Annotated in this window: 16 protein-coding genes; 11 read left to right on the top strand and 5 right to left on the bottom strand. The window is 71.4% G+C overall.

The window, feature by feature from the left end; all coding sequences use genetic code 11:
• Nucleotides 1–32: 32 nt before the first annotated feature.
• Both ACWC5O_RS05820 and ACWC5O_RS05815 read left to right on the top strand, forming a co-directional pair.
• On the top strand, nucleotides 33–845 hold the full coding sequence (locus tag ACWC5O_RS05820) for an SAM-dependent methyltransferase (RefSeq protein WP_450582590.1): 813 nt from the start codon (nucleotides 33–35) through the stop codon (nucleotides 843–845).
• Complete coding sequence (locus ACWC5O_RS05815) at nucleotides 842–2,986, top strand: putative bifunctional diguanylate cyclase/phosphodiesterase (RefSeq protein WP_450582588.1); 2,145 nt, start codon at nucleotides 842–844, stop codon at nucleotides 2,984–2,986. The genes ACWC5O_RS05820 and ACWC5O_RS05815 overlap by 4 nt, the downstream gene beginning before the upstream one ends.
• A gap of 157 nt (nucleotides 2,987–3,143) precedes the next feature.
• Here the strand turns inward: ACWC5O_RS05815 and ACWC5O_RS05810 are convergent, their stop codons facing one another.
• Complete coding sequence (locus tag ACWC5O_RS05810; protein WP_450582586.1) at nucleotides 3,144–4,562, bottom strand: amino acid permease; 1,419 nt, start codon at nucleotides 4,560–4,562, stop codon at nucleotides 3,144–3,146.
• A gap of 215 nt (nucleotides 4,563–4,777) precedes the next feature.
• On the opposite strand from ACWC5O_RS05810, the gene ACWC5O_RS05805 reads away from it, so the two are divergent.
• The gene (locus ACWC5O_RS05805; RefSeq protein WP_450582584.1) at nucleotides 4,778–5,512 is read left to right on the top strand and encodes a FadR/GntR family transcriptional regulator; all 735 of its coding nucleotides are present in this window, start codon (nucleotides 4,778–4,780) and stop codon (nucleotides 5,510–5,512) included.
• An 82-nt stretch (nucleotides 5,513–5,594) separates the two neighbouring features.
• On the top strand, nucleotides 5,595–7,067 hold the full coding sequence (locus ACWC5O_RS05800) for an APC family permease (RefSeq protein WP_450582582.1): 1,473 nt from the start codon (nucleotides 5,595–5,597) through the stop codon (nucleotides 7,065–7,067).
• 36 nt (nucleotides 7,068–7,103) lie between these two features.
• On the opposite strand, the gene ACWC5O_RS05795 is transcribed toward ACWC5O_RS05800, so the two are convergent.
• On the bottom strand, nucleotides 7,104–7,997 hold the full coding sequence (locus ACWC5O_RS05795) for a LysR family transcriptional regulator (protein WP_450582581.1): 894 nt from the start codon (nucleotides 7,995–7,997) through the stop codon (nucleotides 7,104–7,106).
• A gap of 120 nt (nucleotides 7,998–8,117) precedes the next feature.
• Between ACWC5O_RS05795 and ACWC5O_RS05790 the strand changes: the two genes are divergently transcribed.
• The 5 genes from ACWC5O_RS05790 (at nucleotide 8,118) to ACWC5O_RS05770 (ending at nucleotide 13,363) form a co-directional block, all read left to right on the top strand.
• Nucleotides 8,118–8,789, top strand: coding sequence for a succinate dehydrogenase (locus ACWC5O_RS05790; RefSeq protein ID WP_450582770.1), 672 nt, complete (start codon nucleotides 8,118–8,120; stop codon nucleotides 8,787–8,789).
• Between the two features lies 1 nt (nucleotide 8,790).
• On the top strand, nucleotides 8,791–10,740 hold the full coding sequence (locus tag ACWC5O_RS05785) for a fumarate reductase/succinate dehydrogenase flavoprotein subunit (RefSeq protein WP_450582579.1): 1,950 nt from the start codon (nucleotides 8,791–8,793) through the stop codon (nucleotides 10,738–10,740).
• A complete protein-coding gene (locus ACWC5O_RS05780) occupies nucleotides 10,737–11,486 on the top strand; it encodes a succinate dehydrogenase/fumarate reductase iron-sulfur subunit (protein WP_450582578.1) in 750 nt (249 codons plus the stop codon). The genes ACWC5O_RS05785 and ACWC5O_RS05780 overlap by 4 nt, the downstream gene beginning before the upstream one ends.
• 237 nt (nucleotides 11,487–11,723) lie before the next feature.
• Nucleotides 11,724–12,494 carry a GNAT family N-acetyltransferase gene (locus ACWC5O_RS05775; protein WP_450582576.1) on the top strand — a complete coding sequence of 257 codons (771 nt, stop codon included), beginning with the start codon at nucleotides 11,724–11,726 and terminating at the stop codon, nucleotides 12,492–12,494.
• Nucleotides 12,494–13,363, top strand: coding sequence for a lysophospholipid acyltransferase family protein (locus ACWC5O_RS05770; RefSeq protein ID WP_450582575.1), 870 nt, complete (start codon nucleotides 12,494–12,496; stop codon nucleotides 13,361–13,363). Before ACWC5O_RS05775 ends, ACWC5O_RS05770 begins: the two co-directional genes overlap by 1 nt.
• Here ACWC5O_RS05770 and ACWC5O_RS05765 read toward each other — a convergent pair.
• Entirely contained in the window at nucleotides 13,339–15,678 is a 2,340-nt protein-coding gene (locus ACWC5O_RS05765) for an ATP-binding cassette domain-containing protein (RefSeq protein ID WP_450582573.1), read from the bottom strand. The genes ACWC5O_RS05770 and ACWC5O_RS05765 overlap by 25 nt on opposite strands.
• 309 nt (nucleotides 15,679–15,987) lie before the next feature.
• On the opposite strand from ACWC5O_RS05765, the gene ACWC5O_RS05760 reads away from it, so the two are divergent.
• Nucleotides 15,988–18,465, top strand: coding sequence for an ATP-dependent Clp protease ATP-binding subunit (locus tag ACWC5O_RS05760; RefSeq protein ID WP_450582571.1), 2,478 nt, complete (start codon nucleotides 15,988–15,990; stop codon nucleotides 18,463–18,465).
• A 5-nt stretch (nucleotides 18,466–18,470) separates the two neighbouring features.
• On the opposite strand, the gene ACWC5O_RS05755 is transcribed toward ACWC5O_RS05760, so the two are convergent.
• Both ACWC5O_RS05755 and ACWC5O_RS05750 read right to left on the bottom strand, forming a co-directional pair.
• On the bottom strand, nucleotides 18,471–19,475 hold the full coding sequence (locus tag ACWC5O_RS05755; RefSeq protein ID WP_450582569.1) for an LLM class flavin-dependent oxidoreductase: 1,005 nt from the start codon (nucleotides 19,473–19,475) through the stop codon (nucleotides 18,471–18,473).
• Between the two features lie 139 nt (nucleotides 19,476–19,614).
• Nucleotides 19,615–19,998, bottom strand: a complete 384-nt coding sequence (locus ACWC5O_RS05750; protein ID WP_450582567.1) for a (2Fe-2S) ferredoxin domain-containing protein — start codon at nucleotides 19,996–19,998, stop codon at nucleotides 19,615–19,617.
• 60 nt (nucleotides 19,999–20,058) lie between these two features.
• On the opposite strand from ACWC5O_RS05750, the gene ACWC5O_RS05745 reads away from it, so the two are divergent.
• The gene (locus ACWC5O_RS05745) at nucleotides 20,059–20,550 is read left to right on the top strand and encodes a phosphatase domain-containing protein (protein WP_450582565.1); all 492 of its coding nucleotides are present in this window, start codon (nucleotides 20,059–20,061) and stop codon (nucleotides 20,548–20,550) included.

The following is a 20,550-nucleotide window of genomic DNA, read 5'->3' as shown; positions in this document are numbered from 1 at the left end:
CTCGTCCTGTCGCCTATGCCTTGGAGAGATACATGGAGCGTCCCGCCTGGGCCCCACGGAGCATCGACATCTCGGTGCCGAGCGTTTCGCGTATCTACGACTTCTACCTGGGCGGTTCGCACAACTTCGAGGTCGACCGGGAAGCGGCCCGCAAGGCGATGGAGTTCCTGCCGGGCCTGCCGAAGATCATGCAGGCCAACCGGGCGTTCATGCGCCGGGCCGTGCGCTTCGCGGCCGATGAGGGCATCACCCAGTTCCTCGACATCGGCTCCGGCATCCCGACCTTCGGCAACGTCCACGAGGTGGCCCAGGCCGCCGCACCGGGCGCCCGCGTCGTCTACGTCGACCACGATCCGGTGGCGGTGGCGCACAGCCAGGCGGTGCTGGCGGGCAACGCCGACGCCGACGTGATCGCCGCCGACCTGTGCAAGCCCCAGGAGATCCTCTCCAGTCCCCGACTGGAGCGCCTCATCGACCTGAATCGGCCAGTGGCCCTCCTTCTCGTTGCCATACTGCACTTCGTGGAAGACGTGGACGACCCGTACGGTGCGGTGGCCGAGCTGCGCGAGGCACTCGCGCCCGGCAGCCTGCTGATCCTCACCCATGCCTCGTACGAGGGAATCCCGTTGCCGGCGGAGCGGGCCGAGGGTGCGGTGGACGTATACAAGGACATTCGCAACCCGCTGATCATGCGCTCGCGCGAGGAGATCGCGCGGTTCTTCGAGGGGTACGACATGGTGGAACCCGGACTGGTGCCGATGCCGCACTGGCGCCCGGAGTCGGCGCCGGAGGACGAGGATCCGTACGCCTTCTCCGGATTCGCCGGCGTGGGACGCACGGCGTGAGCGCGGAACCGGACGGGCCGGAGGACAGACTGCGCCGGCTGACGACGATCTGGAGCCGGGCGGTCTTCCCGGTCACCTCAACGTCGCTGACCCGCGCGGAGTTCGCGGAACAACTCCTTCCGCTAGCACGCCGGTTGAGCGGCCTGCTGCGGGCCCGCAGCTTCGACTCCGAGGAGGCCAAGGCGGTCGGCGCCGCGCTGGTCGAGGCGCACTGCACCGACCCCGAGGCGCTCACCCGCACCCTGGACTGCGTCGACGCCTACCTGGTCCTCTACTGCGGCGAGGACGGCCCCCAGGACGAACTGCGCATGCGCTCCTCGCGGTTGCAGCACGCGATGGCCGCCGGGTACGCGCAGGCCCTGCGCGAGCGCACCCTCGCCGAGCAGGAGGCCATCGCGCAGGCCGCGTTGCAGGCCCAGGGCGTGGTGGCACAGGCCCTGCACACCAGCGAGGCCCGCTTCCGGGCGGTCTTCGAGGGCGCGGCCATAGGTATCGGCATCGCCGACCTGGAGGGCAACGTGCTCCAGGTCAACGAGGCGCTGATGCGCATGTTCGGCGGCTCCGAGACGGCCGTGCGCGGACGCAACGTCATGGAGTGGACGCACCCCGAGGACGCGCCCCAGATCTGGAAGCTGTACGACGAACTCGTCCGCGGGGAGCGCGAGCACTACCACGTCGAGAAGGCGTTCAACCGCTCCGACGGCACGGTCCTGTGGACCAACCTCACGGTCTCCCTGCTGCGCGACGCCGACGGCAACCCGCAGTACCAGCTGGCCCTCATGGAGGACACCACCGAGCGCCGCCTGCTCAACCTCCGGCTGCGCTACGAGGCCACGCACGACGCGCTCACCGGCCTGCCCAACCGCACTCTGTTCTTCGAGCGCCTGGAGAAGGCCCTGGGCGCCGGCGAGGGCCAGCGCTTCGGCCTGTGCTACCTCGACCTGGACGGCTTCAAGACCGTCAACGACAGCCTCGGCCACGCGGCCGGCGACCGGCTGCTGGTGGAGGTCGCCGACCGGCTGCAGTCCTGCGCGACCGCGCCCGGCGAGATGGTCGCCCGGCTCGGCGGCGACGAGTTCGTGGCCCTGACCACCGGCCCCGGCACCGAGCGGGAGGTCGACGAACTCGCCGAGCGCATCATGAACGCGCTCATCACCCCCATCAGCATCGACGGCCGTGACCTGCTGGTACGCGGCAGCCTCGGCATCGTGGAGGGCCCGGCGGGCGAGCGCACCGCGGCGGAGGTCCTGCGCAGCGCGGACATCACCATGTACCGGGCCAAGTCGGCGGGCGGCAATCGCTCCGAGCTGGCCGACCCCGAGGCCGACGCCCGGGCGATCACCCGCCATGGCCTGACCACGGCTCTCCCCACGGCCCTGGAACGCGGCGAGTTCTTCATCGAGTACCAGCCCCTGGTCCACCTCGGCGACGGCAGCGTCCGCGGTGCCGAGGCACTGGTCCGCTGGCTGCACCCGCAGCACGGCGTCCTCGGCCCCGACCGCTTCATCCCGCTCGCCGAGCACACGGGCCTGATCGTCCCGCTGGGCCGCTGGGTCCTGGAGGAGTCCATCCGGCAGGCCCGCGAATGGCGAGAGCGGTACGGCGACCGGACGACCGCCGGCCCCCTGCGGATCAACGTCAACCTCTCCCCGTGCCAGCTGAGCCATCCCGGCCTGGTCCAGGACACGGTGGAGATCCTCGAACGCGCGGGGGTCGCCCCGGACGCCCTCTGCCTGGAGGTCACGGAGTCGGCACTGATCGGGGCGGACGACGACCTGCTCAAACCCCTGCGACGACTCGCCGAGATGGGCGTCGACATCGCCCTGGACGACTTCGGCACCGGCTACTCCAACCTCGCCAACCTGCGCCGCCTCCCGGTGAGCATCCTCAAACTGGACCGCTCCTTCACCCAGGGCATGCAGCAGTTCCCGGCCGACCCCGTCGACCTCAAGATCGTCGAGGGCATCGTCTCCCTGGCCCACAGCCTCGACCTGGCGGTCACCGTAGAGGGCGTGGAGACCGGCGCCCAGGCCGAACAGCTCCGCATACTGGGCTGCGACACGGCCCAGGGCTGGTACTACGCGAGGCCGGGCCCACCGGAGAGACTGCACGAACTGGCGCTGGTGGACGCGACGGGCTGAACCCGTCCCGGCCGGGGCGCGACTGTCACCCCGCGCATCTGCCGTCGCAGTCGCATCCTCACCCCCCCGCACGGGAGGGCGCTCCATGCCAGGGGTGCACCGGACAGGACAGTCCGACCCGTCACCGGATCGGACTGTCCGGACCGCGCGATATCGACTACACCGTGTCCAGTGCCTCGTTCCGGCCGGCCAGCCGCTGCCGCAGCAGTGCGAAGACCACCACGCCCACGGCCACCAGAGTGGACAGGATCACCTGGTCGCGGCCGCCGCCTTCGCTCGTGTCGGTGAGCATGTAGCCCAGCACGAAGGTGATCAGGGCGATGGTGGCCCAGGTCAGGTACGGGTAGAGCCACATCTTGACGGTCAGCTTCTCCGGGGCCTCCCGCTGGATGATCCTGCGCATGCGCAGCTGGGAGAAGCAGATCACCAGCCAGACGAACAGGGCGATCGCGCCGGAGGAGTTGAGGAGGAACTGGAAGACCGTGTCCGGCCACAGGTAGTTGAAGGCGACCGCGACGAAGCCGAAGACCACCGAGGCCAGGATGGCCGACTGGGGGACACCACGATCCGTGGTCCGCGCGAAGGCCGCCGGGGCGTCATTGCGCCCGCCGAGCGAGAACGCCATCCGTGACGCCGTGTACAGGCCGGAGTTGAGGCAGGAGAGCACGGAGGTCAGCACGATGGCGTTCATGATCTGTGCCGCGTGCGGGATGCCGATGGAGCTGAGGGCGGCCACGTACGAGCCGTCCTTGAGGATCGCCGGGTCGTCCCAGCGCAGCAGAGACACGACGATCAGGATCGAGCCCAGGTAGAAGACGGCGATCCGCCAGATCACGCTGTTGGTCGCCTTGGTGACCGCGGCCCGGGGGTCCGCGGTCTCGCCCGCCGCCAGGGTGACGATCTCGCTGCCCATGAACGAGAAGACCACCATCAGGACGCCGGTGAGGATCGCGCCGGGGCCGTTGGGGAGGAAACCGCCGTGCGCGGTGAGGTTGGAGAAGCCGGATGCCGGGTGGTCCGAGCCGGGCAGCAGGCCGAAGAGGGCGAGGCCACCGATCACGATGAACGCGGCGATGGCGACGACCTTGATGCCGGCGAACCAGAACTCGAACTCGCCGTAGGAGCCGACCGAGGCCAGGTTGGTGGCGGTGAGGACGACCATGACGATCAGGGCCCAGCCCCACTGGGGGACGGCCGGGATCCAGCCCGCGAGGATCTTCGCCCCGGCGGTCGCCTCGACGGCGAGCACCACGACCCAGAAGAACCAGTACAGCCAGCCGATCGTGAAGCCGGCCCAGCGGCCGAGGGCGCGGTCGGCGTACGCCGAGAACGAGCCGGACGTGGGGTTCGCCGCGGCCATCTCGCCCAGCATGCGCATCACGAGCACGACGAGGGCGCCGACGAGGGCGTAGGAGATGAGGATGCCGGGGCCCGCGGCGGCGATGCCGGAGCCGGAGCCGACGAACAGGCCGGCGCCGATGACTCCGCCGATCGCGATCATCGACAGGTGGCGGCTCTTGAGACCGGGCTTCAGACCGGACTCGCTGGGCGGGCTTTGGGGGAGGGTTGTGGTCATCTCGCCATCCATGGAGGGGGTGCGGACCAGGGCGGCACGAAAATTAGTTCAGTACGATCTAAAAAAACAGTCTTGTTTAAATGTTCACCGTGCTCTATTTTCCGTTCAGCGCTGAGCCGCATCCTCGGGTGCCGCCACCGCCCCGTCCCCCGCATACCGGCTCTCAGGGGAGCTCATGCACGAACCAGCAGCGTGGTCGCCGTTAGGGTGTCGTCGTGGTGAACACAGCGGGCAAGTTCGGTCCCTACAGCCAGCCAGGTCCCGCGCGGCCCGCGCCGGGTGCCGGGGCACTGGACACCCGCGTCCTGCCCGGCAGGGGCCTGACGGGATCGGAACTCGTCCGTTCACGCATCGCCCTGCGGGTGCGCCTGAGGTCGGCGGCGCCGGGGGACCGGCTGCCCGACGCCGGCGTGCTTGCCGAGGAACTGGGGATCAGTGAGATCACCGTGCGCCGCGCGCTGGAGGGAATGTGCCAGGACGGCCTGCTCGACCGTCGGCGGGGCAGAGCGGGCGGCACGTTCGTCGCCCAGGAGTGGGACACGGTCGTCGCCGTGCTGCACGACCCCGACGAGGCGGCTTCACTGGACGCCGTCCACGTGCTCCTGGAGTGCGGTCTGGTCTCCCACGCGGTGGGTGAGGTCCCGGACGGCCGGCTCGACGGGCTGCGGGCGCTGGTCGACGAGATGGACCGGATCGACGCACCGGCACGGCTGCTCGAACTGGAGACCCGCTTCCACCTCGACCTCGCGGAGGCGCTCGGCGGCCCCGGGATCCGCGAGTTCGCCGCTGATCTGCTGGGCCGCCAGTGCCTGCTGGTGCCCGCTCCGGCACCCGAGGTCGTCCGGGCGCGCAACCGCCACCACGCCGACCTGCTCGACGAACTGGCCCGCGGCGCGATGGCCCCGGCGGTAGCCGCGGTCAAGGCGCACCGGGACACCACACCGGCCTGACACCGGGCCTTACCGCCCGGGCCGTGGCGACGTACCTGAGCGCCATCGCACCGACACCACCCCCGTAGAAGGAGCAGGCGCCATGTCCGACCCCGGAGCCGTCGGCCCGCTGCCGACACCGGGCCCTGCCGGTGGCACGCCGCAGCGTCTGCGCGGCGGCGTCCTCGGCATGGCGGACATCGCCGCCGCCACCATGGCCAACGTCGGCCCGGCCATGAGCTTCTTCTTCGGTTTCGCGTTCCTGGCCACCACCGCGGGCGTCGCGTCCCCGCTGACCATCGCCGCCGCGGGCGTCGCCGTCGCCCTGCTCGGCAACACGCTCGCCGAGTTCTCCCGGGCACATCCCTCGGCGGGCAGCTTCATCACCTTCGTCGGCAAGACCTTCGGGCCGGTCAGCGCCGTGACCACCGCCCTGCTGGCCGGGCTGGGCTACATCATCGCGATGGCCTCCGTCATCGCGATCTCGGGCGGGTTCGTGCAGATCACCCTGCACCACTACACCGGCCTCGACGTCCCGTGGATCATCTGGACGCTGCTGCTGACCGGACTGTCGGTCGTGCTGATGCTGCGCGGGATCGTCGTCTCCACCAAGTGGGCCGGCTACTTCTTCGCCGTGGAGATGCTGGTCCTCGTCGTGGTCTCGGTGGCGGCGCTCGTCGAGCACCGCGGCAGCCTCTCCGCCGCCCCCTTCCTCCCTGGCCACATCACGCACGGTCTCAAGGGGCTCGCTGCGGGCTTCCCGCTCGCCGTCTACCTGTTCGTCGGCTGGGAGAACTCGGCGGCGCTCGCCGAGGAGACGGAGAACCCGCGGCGCAACGTCGGCCGTGCGGTGTTCTCCTCCGTGGCGATCATGACGGTGAGCTACATCCTCTTCTCCTACGCCACCGTGACCGGCTTCGGCTACGACGTCCAGCGGCTCGGCGACTCGCCCATCCCTTTCATCGACGTCGCCGACGACACCCTCGGGGCACTGTCCTTCCTCGCCTACGTCGGCGGCCTGACCTCCACCCTCGGTGTGCTGATCGCGGGCATCAACTCCCAGGCCCGGCTGGTGTTCAACGCCGGACGGGAGGGGCTGCTGCCGTCCTTCTTCGGCTACGTCCACCCCCTGCGCCGTACGCCCAACAACGCGATCGTCACCTTCGCCGTCACCGCCCTGCTGATCATCGGCGGCTGGGGCCTCGGGCATCTGGTGGGGGCCGACGGCGGCCCGATGGACCCCGTGGTCTTCTTCACCGAGTCCTCGACCTTGGGCACCATCCTGATCCTGCTCGTCTACCTGGCCTCCAACATCGCCCTGCCGCTGTACTACCGCCGCTACCGGCCACAGGAGTTCCGGACCGTACGGCACCTGGTGCTCCCGTCGATCGGCGCTCTGGCGATCCTGGTCCCGCTCTACTACCTCGCCAAGCCGGGCCAGCCCGCACCGTACAACTGGTTCCCCTACGTGGCCCTGGCCGCTCTGCTCGTCGCCGTCGGCTACGCCACCCACCTGGTCCGCCGCGACCCGGACCTGGCCGAACGCGTCGGTTCGGTCATCGCCGACGTGGAGTGAGTCTCTGACGGGTCGTCGACTTCGTCGCGCTCGAGGTCACCGCTCCACCAGCATCCGCTGCAACTCCCGCGCCGCCCGAGGCGGAGCCACATCACTGCGATGGGCCAGCGCGATCGTCCGATGCAAGCCCGGCCGCGCGAGCGGAGTCACCCGCAGCCCCCGTCCCGACCGCGTCGCGACCATGCGCGGCACGACGGCCACCCCCAGCCCCGCCCGTACGAAGCCCAGCACCGCGTCCATCTCCCCGCCCTCGACCGCGAAGTCCGGCTCGAAGCCCTCGGCACGGCAGGCGGCCACGGTCAGCTCGCGCAGGTCGTAGCCGTGCCGGAACATCACCAGACGCTCGCTCTCCAGGTCCGCGATGCGCACGACCGGGCCGCCCTCACCGGAGGTGCCCGGCGCCCGTACCTCCGGTGAGGACACCACCACCAGATCCTCCCGCAGCAGCTCCACCGTGGTCAGCGCGGGCGCGGGCGTCGGCAGCGGCAGGACCACCAGGGCGAGGTCGAGGGCGCCTCGGGCGAGCTCCCGCACGAGATCGTGCGAGCCGCCCTCCTCGATCAGCAGCTGGATGCCGGGGTAGCGGTCGTGGAAGGCGCGCAGGACGTCCGGCAGCAGGCCGGTGCACAGGCTCGGCGTCGCGCCGAGGCGCACCCGGCCCCGCCGCAGCTGCACCAGCTCCTGCACCTCGTACCGGGCCGTGTCGGCGTCCGCGAGGATCCGCCGGGCCAGCGGCAGTAGCGCCTCGCCCGCGTCGGTGAGCGTGATGTTGCCCCGGGCGCGCAGGAACAGGTCAGCGCCCAGCTCCCGCTCCAGTGCCTTGATCTGCTGCGACAGGGACGGCTGGGCGACATGGACCAGCTCGGCGGCCCGGGTGAAGTGCCGGGTCTCGGCCACGGCCACGAAGTACTGGAGCTGCTGGAACTGCATGGCGGAAGGATAGCCTCAGCCTATGGAAACGAGGCGGACCATGTCTTGGACCGATCGGGACCTTCGGCCCTAGCGTTCTGACCCATGGCTCTGGCAACGCGGACGGACCGACGGCCGTCCATTGCGCGCACCGTGTGGGACAGCACCGTCGGCAAGAAGACGGTGATGGCCGTCAGCGGTGTGATCATGCTGCTGTACCTGGTCGCGCACATGATCGGGAACCTGAAGATCTACTTCGGGGCGGGCGAGTTCAACCACTACGCCCACTGGCTGCGCACCGTCGGCGAACCCTTCATGCACTACGAGTGGACGCTCTGGCTCATCCGGATCGTCCTCGTCGTCGCCGTGGTCGCCCACGCCACGTCCGCCTACCAGCTCAGCCGCCGTGACATCAGGGCACGGCCCAGCAAGTACGTGCACAAGAAGCCGCGGGCCAGTTACGCCACGCGGACCATGCGCTGGGGCGGGATCATCCTCGGCCTGTTCATCGTCTGGCACCTCCTGGACCTGACCACCGGCACCGTGCACTCCGGCGGCTTCCAGGAGGGCCACCCGTACCAGAACGTGGTGGACACCTTCTCCACCTGGTACGGCAACGTCATCTACATCGTCGCGATGCTCGCGCTCGGCCTGCACATCCGGCACGGCTTCTGGAGCGCGGCCCAGACCCTCGGCGTCGGCAGCCGCGCCCGCGACCGCGCCCTGAAGACCGGCGCCGACGTCCTCGCGCTGCTGCTCACGGCCGGCTTCATCGCCGTACCCGTGGGCGTCATGACCGGAGTGGTGAGCTGACATGACAACCTACGTGGACTACAAGACGGGTGAGCCGGTCGTCGACGGCAAGGCCCCCTCCGGCCCGATCCACGAGCGCTGGGACAAGCGCCGCTTCGAGGCCAAGCTGGTCAACCCCGCCAACCGCCGCAAGCACACCGTCATCGTGGTCGGCACCGGCCTGGCCGGCGGCTCCGCGGGCGCCACGCTCGCCGAACAGGGCTACCACGTCGTCCAGTTCTGCTACCAGGACTCGCCGCGCCGCGCCCACTCGATCGCCGCGCAGGGCGGCATCAACGCGGCGAAGAACTACCGCAACGACGGCGACTCGATCCACCGGCTGTTCTACGACACCGTCAAGGGCGGCGACTTCCGGGCCCGGGAGTCCAACGTGCACCGGCTCGCGCAGATCTCCGTGGAGATCATCGACCAGTGCGTGGCGCAGGGCGTGCCCTTCGCTCGAGAGTACGGCGGCCTGCTCGACACCCGCTCCTTCGGCGGCGTCCAGGTGTCCCGTACGTTCTACGCCCGCGGCCAGACGGGTCAGCAGCTGCTGCTGGGCGCCTACCAGGCGCTGTCCCGGCAGATCGCCGCGGGGAACGTGGAGATGCACCCGCGCACCGAGATGCTGGACCTGATCGTCGTGGACGGGCGGGCGCGCGGCATCGTGGCGCGGGACCTCGTCACCGGGAAGACCGACACCTACTTCGCCGATGCCGTCGTGCTCGCGAGCGGCGGCTACGGCAACGTCTTCTACCTGTCCACGAACGCCATGAACTCCAACGCGACCGCCGTCTGGCGGGCGCACCGGCGCGGCGCCTACTTCGCCAACCCCTGCTTCACGCAGATCCACCCCACCTGCATCCCGCGCACCGGCGACCACCAGTCCAAGCTCACCCTGATGAGCGAGTCGCTGCGCAACGACGGCCGGATCTGGGTGCCCAAGGCCAAGGGCGACGACCGGCCGGCGAACCGGATCCCCGAGGACGAGCGCGACTACTACCTGGAGCGCATCTACCCCTCCTTCGGCAACCTGGTCCCGCGCGACATCGCCTCCCGCGCCGCGAAGAACGTCTGCGACGAGGGCAGGGGGGTCGGCCCCGGCGGCCAGGGCGTCTACCTCGACTTCGCGGACGCGATCAAGCGGATGGGCCGCAAGGCGGTCGAGGCGAAGTACGGCAACCTCTTCGACATGTACCAGCGGATCACCGACGAGGATCCCTACGAGGTGCCGATGCGGATCTACCCCGCCGTGCACTACACGATGGGCGGCCTCTGGGTCGACTACGACCTGCAGACGACCGTCCCGGGCCTGTTCGCGATCGGCGAGGCCAACTTCTCCGACCACGGAGCGAACCGCCTCGGCGCCTCCGCCCTGATGCAGGGCCTCGCCGACGGCTACTTCGTCCTGCCCTCGACGATCAACGACTACCTCGCCCGCAACCCGCACCAGGAGCCTGTGACGGCCGAACACCCCGTCGTCCAGGAGGTGTTGGCCGAAACCGAGGACCGGCTCAACCTGCTCCTGTCCGTCGACGGCGACCGCACCCCCGACTCCTTCCACCGCGAAGTCGGTGAACTCATGTGGGAGTTCTGCGGCATGGCCCGCACCGACGCCGGGCTGCGCAAGGCCCTGGAGCGGATCCCGCAGATCCGCGAGGAGTTCTGGCGGCGCATCAAGGTCCCCGGCACCGGCGAGGAGTTCAACCAGTCGCTGGAGAAGGCCAACCGCATCGTCGACTACCTGGAGCTCGCCGAGCTGATGTGCCTCGACGCGCTGCACCGCCGCGAGTCCTGCGGCGGCCACTTCCGCGAGGAGTCGCAGACACCCGACGGCGAGGCCGCGCGCAGGGACGAGGAGTTCTCCTACGCGGCAGCCTGGGAGTTCACCGGCACCGGCGAGGCGCCCACCCTGCACAAGGAAGACCTGGTCTTCGAGTACGTCCACCCCACCCAGCGGAGCTACGCATGAAGCTCACCCTGCGCGTCTGGCGGCAGAAGAACGCCGACGCCGAAGGCGCCATGTCCACGTACGAGGTGGACGGCATCTCCTCGGACATGTCCTTCCTGGAGATGCTCGACACCCTCAACGAGGAACTCATCCTCAAGGGCGAGGACCCGGTCGCCTTCGACCACGACTGCCGCGAGGGCATCTGCGGCGCCTGCTCGCTCGTCATCAACGGCGACGCGCACGGTCCCGAGCGCACCACCACCTGCCAGCTGCACATGCGGTCCTTCAAGGACGGCGACACGATCGACATCGAGCCGTGGCGCGCCTCGGCCTTCCCGGTGATCAAGGACCTGGTGGTGGACCGGTCGGCGTTCGACCGGATCATCCAGGCCGGCGGGTACGTCACCGCCCCCACCGGCTCCGCGCCCGAGGCCCATGCCACACCCGTCCCCAAGGCGGACGCCGACTTCGCGTTCGAACACGCCGAGTGCATCGGCTGCGGCGCGTGCGTGGCGGCCTGTCCGAACGGTGCGGCGATGCTGTTCACCTCCGCCAAGGTCAACCATCTCAATGTGCTGCCCCAGGGGGCGCCCGAGCGGGAGACGCGGGTGCTGGACATGGTGGCGCAGATGGACGCGGAGGGGTTCGGGGGGTGCACGCTGACGGGTGAGTGTGCGACCGCCTGTCCCAAGGGGATTCCGCTGGTGTCCATCACGAGCATGAACAAGGAGTGGCTGCGCGCCACCCGGAAGGCGGCCAAGCGCTAGCCACAGGAGAAGACGTTCGCCGACCAGCAGGCGGACGGGCGGGGTCGGGAGAGGTGCTCCTTCCGGCCCCGTCTGGCTTTCCGCCGGCACCCTCACCCGCGCCGTTCAACAAGCCCACACCCTCTCTCCGGCCACCTGTCACGCGTACGCCAACCGGCGTCGGAAGAACAGGACCGGCAGAGCGGACCGCCGCTCCGCCGCTCCCGCCGACCCCGGCCCGTGACCATGGAGAGAGCCATGACCGGCGTCACCACGCTCGACCGTCCTCCGCAGCCCGCGGCACCCACCCGCTACACCGTCACCCTCGCCCGTGACGAGGCCGACGTCCGTGCCGCCCAGCGGCTGCGGCACGACGTCTTCGCCGGAGAGATGGGCGCCCTGCTGGCCACCCCGCAGCCGGGCCTCGACGTCGACCCGTTCGACGCGTACTGCGACCACCTGCTCGTGCGCGACACCGTGACCGGGCAGGTCGTCGGCACCTACCGGCTGCTGCCGCCGGAGCGCGCCGCGGTCGCCGGCCGGCTCTACTCGGAGGGCGAATTCGACCTGGCCCCGCTCGACGGGGTCCGGGCCGGTCTGGTCGAGGTCGGCCGCTCCTGTGTGCACCCCGACCACCGGGACGGCACGGTCATCGGACTGATCTGGGCCGGGATAGCCCGGTACATGGTCGACCGGGGCCACGAGTGGCTGGCGGGCTGCTGCTCCGTGCCGCTCGCCGACGGCGGCGCGCTGGCCACGGCCACCTGGGAGCGGGTGCGCGCCAAGCACCTGGCACCCGAGGAGTTCCGGGTACGGCCCCTGCTGCCGTGGACCCCGAACGCCGAGGTTCCGGCCGACCGCGTGGAACTGCCCGCCCTGCTGCGCGGCTACGTCCGCCTCGGCGCCTGGGTGTGCGGGGAACCCGCGCACGACCCGGACTTCGGGGTCGCCGACCTGTACGTGCTGCTGTCGATGCGCCGGGTCAACCCGCGCTATCTGAAGCACTTCCTCTCCCTCGTGCCGGCCTGATGAGCGCCTGGCTGCCCAGCGCGCCCTGCACCCCGGGCACCTGCGTGGAGCCGGCCGCACCCGCCGCGGCCGTACCCCGGGCCGTGCTGCGGCTCACCGCGGTCACGGTCCTGGTGCTGGCCGGGATCGTGCCGGCCACGCTCGGCTGGGGGTGCCCCCGCTTGCGGGGGAGGATCCCCGCCGAGTGGGTCAGGTGGTGGTGCCGGTCGATCGTGCGGGCCATCGGGGTCCGGGTCCGCTGCACCGGCACCGCCGCACCGGCCGGCGGTCTGCTGCTGGTCGCCAACCACGTCTCGTGGCTGGACATCCCGCTGCTGGCCGCCGTACGCCCCGCCCGGATGCTCGCCAAGACCGAGATCCGTGACTGGCCCGTGGCGGGGGCGCTGGCCGCGCGCGGCGGCACGGTGTTCATCGAGCGCGACCGGCTGCGCGCGCTGCCCGACACGGTCGCCCGGATCGCGCACGCCATGCGGGAGGGCGCGGCCGTGGTCGCGTTTCCCGAGGGCAGCACCTGGTGCGGGCGGGCGCACGGCCGCTTCCACCGAGCCGTCTTCCAGGCCGCGCTGGACGCGGGCGTGCCCGTGCAGCCGGTCCGGCTGCGCTACCGGCAGGACGGGGGAGGGGCCGCGAGCACCGCGGCCGCGTTCGTCGGCGAGGACACCCTGCTCGCCTCCCTGTGGCGGGTCGCCCGCGCGCGGGGCCTGGTGGCCGAGGTGGACATCCGGCCGGTGATACCGCCCGGCGCCCAGCCCGACCGCCGGTCCCTCGCCCGTGCCGCCCAGCCGGTCCCCTCCGAGGCCGCCTGGACCCATGCCGTCCTGCTGGAGCCGCAGGCCGCCCCGGGTCAGGGCATGACCCGGGCCAGATAGGGAGCCGTGGCACTGCCCGCCGCCCGCGCCACCCGCTGCGGCGGCCCGGCCGCCACGATGCGCCCGCCCCGGTCGCCGCCGCCCGGCCCGAGGTCGATCACCCAGTCCGCCTCGGCGACCACGGTCATGTCGTGCTCGACCACGACCACCGTGTGCCCGGCGTCGACCAGCCCGTGCAGCCGGTCCATCAGCACCTCGACGTCGGCCGGGTGCAGACCGGTCGTCGGCTCGTCCAGCAGGTAGAGGGTGTGGGCGCGGCGGCCGCGCTGCAGTTCGCTCGCCAGCTTGATCCGCTGGGCCTCCCCGCCGGACAGCTCGGTGGCGGGCTGGCCCAGGCGCAGATAGCCGAGGCCCACGTCGAGCAGCGTGCCCAGGCTGCGAGCCGCCCCCGGGGTGTCCGCGAAGAACTCGGCCGCGTCCTCGACGGTGAGGTCCAGGACCTCGGCGATGTTCCGTCCCCGGTACGCCACCCGCAGGGTCTCGGGGTTGTAGCGGGCGCCCGCGCAGTCCGGGCAGGGCGCGTACGTGCTCGGCAGGAACAGCAGCTCGACGCTGACGAACCCCTCGCCCTGGCAGGTCTCGCAGCGTCCGCCCGCCACGTTGAAGGAGAACCGGCCCACGCCGTAACCGCGCTCCCGTGCCGCGTCGGTGGACGCGAACACCTTCCGTACGACGTCGAACAAGCCGGTGTAGGTGGCCAGGTTGGAGCGCGGGGTGCGCCCGATCGGCCGCTGGTCCACCCGGACCAGACGGCCGACCCCGGCCAGGTCCTGTGTCAGCTCGCCGATGAGAGTGGACTTCCCGGAGCCGGAGACACCGGTGACGGCGGTGAACGCGCTCAGCGGGAACTCGGCCGTCACCTCGCGCAGGTTGTGCCGGGTCACGGGACCCACCTTCAGCCAGCCGCGGGGCTCGCGGACCTCACGCGCCGGGCCCGGGGCCTCGTCGAAGAGGTAGCGGGCCGTGGCCGACTCCTCGACCGAGGCCAGCTCGGCCACCGGGCCGCTGTACAGCACCCGTCCGCCGTGCTCGCCCGCGCCGGGACCCACGTCCACGAGCCAGTCGGCGCCGCGCACCACCTCCAGGTGGTGTTCGACCACGAACACCGAGTTCCCGGCCGTCTTGAGCCGGTCCAGCACCGTGAGCAGGGCCTCGGTGTCCGCCGGGTGCAGTCCGGCCGACGGCTCGTCCAGCACGTACACCACGCCGAACAGGCCGGAGCGCAACTGGGTGGCGAGCCGCAGCCGTTGCAGCTCGCCCGCGGAGAGGGTGGGGGTGGACCGGTCCAGGCTGAGATAGCCGAGGCCCAGCTCGACCACCGGCGCGATCCGGGACTTCAGATCGTCGGTGAGGACCCGGGCGGCCTCGGTGCCGTCGTGGAGCAGTCCGGCCAGGTCGGTCAGGGGCAGGGCGGACAGCTCGGCGATGGTCCGGCCGCCGAAGGTCACCGCCAGCGCCTCGGCCCGCAGTCTGCTGCCCCCGCACACCGGGCAGGGCGCACTGGTCAGGAAGCGCTCCGCCTTCGCCCGCAGGGTCGGGGACTTGGTGTCGGAGAACGTCTTCATGACGTACCGGCGGGCGCTCATGTACGTGCCCTGGTACGGCCGTTGGATCCGGTCGGCGTCCCGGACCGGATGGACGGTGACGACCGGCTGCTCGTCCGTGAAGAGGATCCATTCCCGCTGCTCGGCGGGGAGTTCGCGCCAGGGCCGGCGCACGTCGTACCCGAGCGTGTCGAGGATGTCGCGCAGGTTCTTGCCCTGCCAGGCCCCGGGCCACGCGGCGATCGCGCCCTCGCGGACCGACAGCGAGGGGTCGGGGACCAGCAACTCCTCCGTGGTGCGGTGCACTTGGCCGAGACCATGGCATTCGGGGCAGGCACCCGCCGCCGTGTTCGCGGAGAACGCGTCCGAGTCGAGCCGCTCGGCGCCGGGCGGGTAGTCACCGGCGCGCGAGAACAGCATGCGCAGGGAGTTGGAGAGGTTGGTGACCGTGCCGACAGAGGAGCGGGAAGTGGGGGCCGAGCGCCGCTGCTGGAGGGAGACCGCCGGCGGCAGCCCGGTGATCTCACCGACCTTGGGTGCCCCGACCTGGTGGATCAGCCGGCGCGCGTACGGTGCGACCGACTCGAAGTAGCGTCGCTGCGCCTCGGCGTACACGGTGCCGAACGCCAGGGACGACTTTCCCGAGCCGGACACGCCGGTGAACACGGCCAGTACGTCCCGCGGGATGTCCACGTCGACGCCCTTGAGGTTGTGTTCGCGGGCACCGCGGACACGGATGTAGGGGTCGTACGGATCATGAGGGCTGTGCATCGGGGGAAACTCCGTACGGGCCTGCCGGGGCAGGGGGGTAGGGACAAACCCTGCGATTCTAGCCCGCCGGATCCCGGCAACGGAGGCGGAGGGGTGTCCCGCTCCCGGCTTCCGGGCTCGCCCTTCAGCTTCTGCTGGACGGTGTAGACCCGGTCCTGTCCAACATGGACACGGCTCGCATTCCGGCGGGCGGGGGCGCGGAGCAAGAGTGCGGCGCATGAGCTCGCCGTGGAGTCGCAAGTGCACAGATGTCACTTATGTGCGAATTTGAGGGGACGGACGCCTGTCGCCGCAGAAAGGCCTGCCCTCATGAGCACTCCCGGTTTCGGATTCGGACGCAGCCCGTTCGAGGAGTTCGACGAGCTGATGTCCCGGTTCTTCGGCAGCGGGGGGCCGGCCGCGTCCGCCCGCCGGCCGCAGCGCGTCGACATCGGCAGTCTGCTGTCCGAACGGGCCCGGGACCTGGTGGCCGAGGCCAGGGACATCGCCGCGATCGAGGGCAGCGAGGAACTCGACGCCCGGCACCTGCTGGCCGCCGCCACCCGCAACGACTCCACCCGGCGCCTGCTCACCGAGGCCGGTGCCGACCCCGACCGCATCCGCGAGCAGCTCGGCACCGGCGCGAACGGCGGCGAGAAGACCGAGCCGAACATCCTCACGCCGTCGGCCAAGCGCGCCCTGCTCGACGCGTACCAGATCTCCCGAGCCGAGGGCGACTCCTACATCGGCCCCGGTCACATCCTGCGCGCGCTCGCCGCGAACCCGGAGTCGGCGGCCGGGCAGGCGCTCGGCGACGGCGGCTGGGAGCCCGCCAGGCTGCCCACCGAGGGCGCTGCCGAGCGGAAGAAGCCCAGCACCACGCCGACCGTGGACGAGTACGGCCGCGACCTCACCGAGGACGCCCGTCAGGGCCGCCTCGACCCGGTGATCGGACGCGACGAGGAGGTCGAACAGACCATCGAAGTCCTCTCCCGGCGCAGCAAGAACAACCCCGTCCTCATCGGCGACCCCGGCGTCGGCAAGACGGCCGTGGTCGAGGGCATCGCCCAGCGCATCGTGGCCGGTGACGTGCCGAAGACCCTCGAAGGCAAACGGCTGGTCTCGCTGGACCTGGCCGGGATGGTGGCCGGCACCAAGTACCGGGGCGAGTTCGAGGAGCGGCTGAAGAAGCTGCTGGAAGAGGTCCGCGGGCACGCCGACGAACTGGTGCTGTTCCTCGACGAGCTGCACACCGTCGTCGGCGCCGGAGCCGGCGGCGAGGGCGCCATGGACGCGGGCAACATGCTCAAACCCGCTCTGGCCCGCGGCGAGTTGCACCTGATCGGCGCGACGACCGTGGACGAGTACCGCAGGCACATCGAGAAGGACGCCGCCCTGGAGCGCCGTTTCGCGCCCATCCTCGTCGGCGAGCCCAGCGTGGACGACACCATCGAGATCCTGCGCGGCCTGCGCGACCGGTACGAGGCCCACCATCAGGTCCGCATCACCGACGAGGCGGTCGTCGCCGCGGCCGAGCTGTCCGACCGGTACATCACCTCCCGCTTCCTGCCCGACAAGGCCATCGACCTGATGGACCAGGCCGCCGCCCGGGTCCGGCTGCGCGCCAGGACCCCCCTGGCCGACACCCGGGAGATCGAGGACCGCATCGCCGCCCTCAACCGGGAGAAGGACCAGGCGGTCGCCGACGAGGAGTACGAGCGCGCCAGGGACCTGCGCGACCGGATCAAGGAGGCCGAGGCCCAGCTGGCCGCCGCGGGCAAGGCGGAGGAACACGTCCCGAAGGTCACCGCCGAGGACATCGCCCAGGTCGTCTCCCGCACCACCGGCATCCCGGTCTCCCAGCTCACCGAGGAGGAGCGGGAACGGCTGATGAAGCTGGAGGAGCACCTGCACGAGCGGGTCGTCGGCCAGGACGAGGCGATCACCGCCGTCGCCCGCGCGGTGCGCCGCGCCCGCGCCGGCATGAGCGACCCCAACCGCCCCATCGGCAGCTTCCTCTTCCTCGGTCCGACCGGTGTCGGCAAGACCGAGCTGGCCCGCGCCCTCGCCGCCGCCCTCTTCGGTGACGAGAGCCGCATGACCCGCCTCGACATGAGCGAGTTCCAGGAACGGCACACGGTCTCCCGCCTGGTCGGGGCGCCTCCCGGCTACGTCGGCCACGAGGAGGCCGGCCAGCTCACCGAGGCGGTGCGCAGGCAGCCGTACACCGTGCTGCTGCTGGACGAGGTGGAGAAGGCCCACCCGGACGTCTTCAACACGCTGCTGCAGCTCCTGGACGACGGCCGGCTCACCGACTCCCAGGGCCGCACGGTCGACTTCAAGAACACCGTGGTCATCATGACGTCGAACATCGGCGCCGACCGCATCCTGGCCGCCGGCACCGAGGACTACGCCAAGGTCCGCGACGCCGTCATGCCCGCCCTCCAGCAGCACTTCCGGCCCGAGTTCCTCAACCGCATCGACGAGATCATCGTCTTCCGCGGCCTGGACCGCACCCAGCTGCGCCAGATCGTCGACCTGCTGCTGGAGCACACCCGGCGCCGGCTGCACGCCCAGGACGTCACGATGGAGGTCACCGACGCGGCCGCCGAACTCCTCTCGAACATCGGCTACCAGCCCGACTTCGGCGCCCGCCCGCTGCGCCGCACCATCCAGCGCGAGGTGGACGACCGCCTCGCCGACATGCTGCTGTCCGGGCAACTCGTAGCGGGTGACCGCGCCGTGGTGGACGCGGTGGACGGCTCCATCGTGATGCGCGCGGACAGGCCGGCCGACGTGCAGGGCTGAGCCGCTCAGCCGCGGGGTGCGATGAGGGCGGCGAGGCGCCGGTAGGAGTCCAGCAGCGCCGTACGGTCGTACGAGCTGGTCGTGACGAGGACCTCGTCCGCGCCCGTCTCCTTCAGCACCGTCTCCAGCTCGTGCGCGACCTGGTCCTCGGTGCCGGCGAGATGACCGGCGAGACCGGACTCGTAGAAGTCCCGCTCCTTCGCGGTCATCGCGCGGGCCTCGATCCCCTCGGCCGGCGCCAGGGGCGGGAAGGTGCCGTGGGTCCGCGCGTGCGCCATGGCCCAGGCCTCCGGGACCAGCAGCCGCCGCGCGGCCTCCGGGGTGCCGGCGACCGCGATCGTGCCCGAGATCACCACGTACGGCTCGGACGCCCACGGGGAGGGGCGGAACTGGGCGCGGTACCGGTCGACGCCGCGCAGCATCTTCTCGCGGCCCCGCAGGTCGCCGATGACCATCGGCAGGCCGGCGCGGGCCGCGATCCGCGCGCCCTCGCCCATGGCCAGCACGAACGGCGGCACCCGCAGGCCCTCCGCCGGCCGGGCGTGCACCCCGGTCGACGAGGTGCCCTCGAACCAGCCGAGCAGCTCGCCGAGTTGCGCCGCGAAGTCCTCGGCGTCGTCCTTGTCCCGCCCGAGGGCCTTGCGCACCCCGTCCGTGAAGCCCACGGAACGGCCGAGCCCCATGTCGACCCGGCCCGGGAAGAGCGACTCCAGCACGCCGAACTGCTCGGCCACGACCAGCGGTTGGTGGTTGGGCAGCATGACCCCGCCGGTGCCGACCCGGATCGTGCGGGTCGCCGCGGCCACGGCGGCGGCGAGCACGGTCGGCGCCGACCCGGCGACCCCGGGCACGCCGTGGTGCTCGGACACCCAGAAACGGTGGTAGCCGAGCGCCTCCGCCTCCCGCGCCAGCGCCACCGTGTCCCGCAGCGCCTCGCCTGGCGGGTGTCCCGCACGGGTGCGGGAACGGTCGAGGACGGAGAAGCGGGTCGCGGCGGTCACGGAACTCATACGAGGTTCAACACCCTGGAGCCCGCAGGATTCCTCACGGCGCGATGTTGTGGTTCGGACGGAACAGGTTGCCCGGCTCGTAGCGCCGCTTCGGCTCGACCGGACGGGGCGTGGGCTCGCCTTCCAGCGGGCGCGGCACTCACCGTCCCGACCGTGTCCGTGCGCCTCGTGGGGCCTCGATCATCTGCAGCTCCAGGGCGAGCGGCGGCTCGGCCAGCCCGGGCCCGCCCGTCCGGGCCCATTCGGCGACCTCGGCCGTGCAGTCGTCGTCCAGGGCGAAGCCGATCCACACGGGCCTGCCGCCCGCCCGCCGCCCCTCGGTGGAGGGGCGTACGACCACGACGTTCGCCTGGTCGCACGGCCCCAGGCAGTCGGTCGTGCGCACCGCGAAGCCGCCCTCGGCCGCGGCGGCCCGCAGCCGGTCCAGCTGACTGTCGTGGTCGGTACCGGGGTGCTTGACCGGGTCGCCGCAGCAGCAGCCCCGGCAGACGACGAGGGTGGGAACAGAGGGCACAGAAGGCATGGGACAAGCATGAGGCCCGCACCCCTGGGGAGTTGGCGCAGGGGTGGCTAGGCTGGCTCCGTGACAGACAGCAGTGCGCGCCCGGTTGCCGTGTTCGACCTGGACAACACCCTTGCCGACACCGCCCATCGGCAGCACTTCCTGGAGGACCGGCCGCGGAACTGGGCCGGGTTCTTCGCGGCCGCGCCCCAGGATCCGCCGCTCGCCGAGGGCGTGACGCTCGTCCTGGAGCAGGCCCGCGAGTGCGAGATCGTGTACCTCACGGGGCGGCCCGAACGGTGCCGGCGCGACACACTCGACTGGCTCGCCGGGCAGGGGCTGCCCGAAGGGCGCATCCACATGCGCAGCAACGCCGACCGCAGGCCGGCCCGGTTCACCAAGCTGGAGATCCTGCGTCGGCTCGCCCGCGACCGCGAGATACGGTTCCTCGTCGACGACGACGAACTTGTCTGCGACGACGCCGAGCGCGCCGGATTCGCCGTCGTACGGGCCCGCTGGGCCGCGAAGTCCGCCGCGCTGGAGGACGCCCAGGAGCGCGAGGGGCGGACCTGA

The sequence above is a fragment of the Streptomyces sp. NPDC001450 genome, from assembly GCF_053597295.1.
This window is presented reverse-complemented; position numbering and strand designations above follow the sequence as displayed.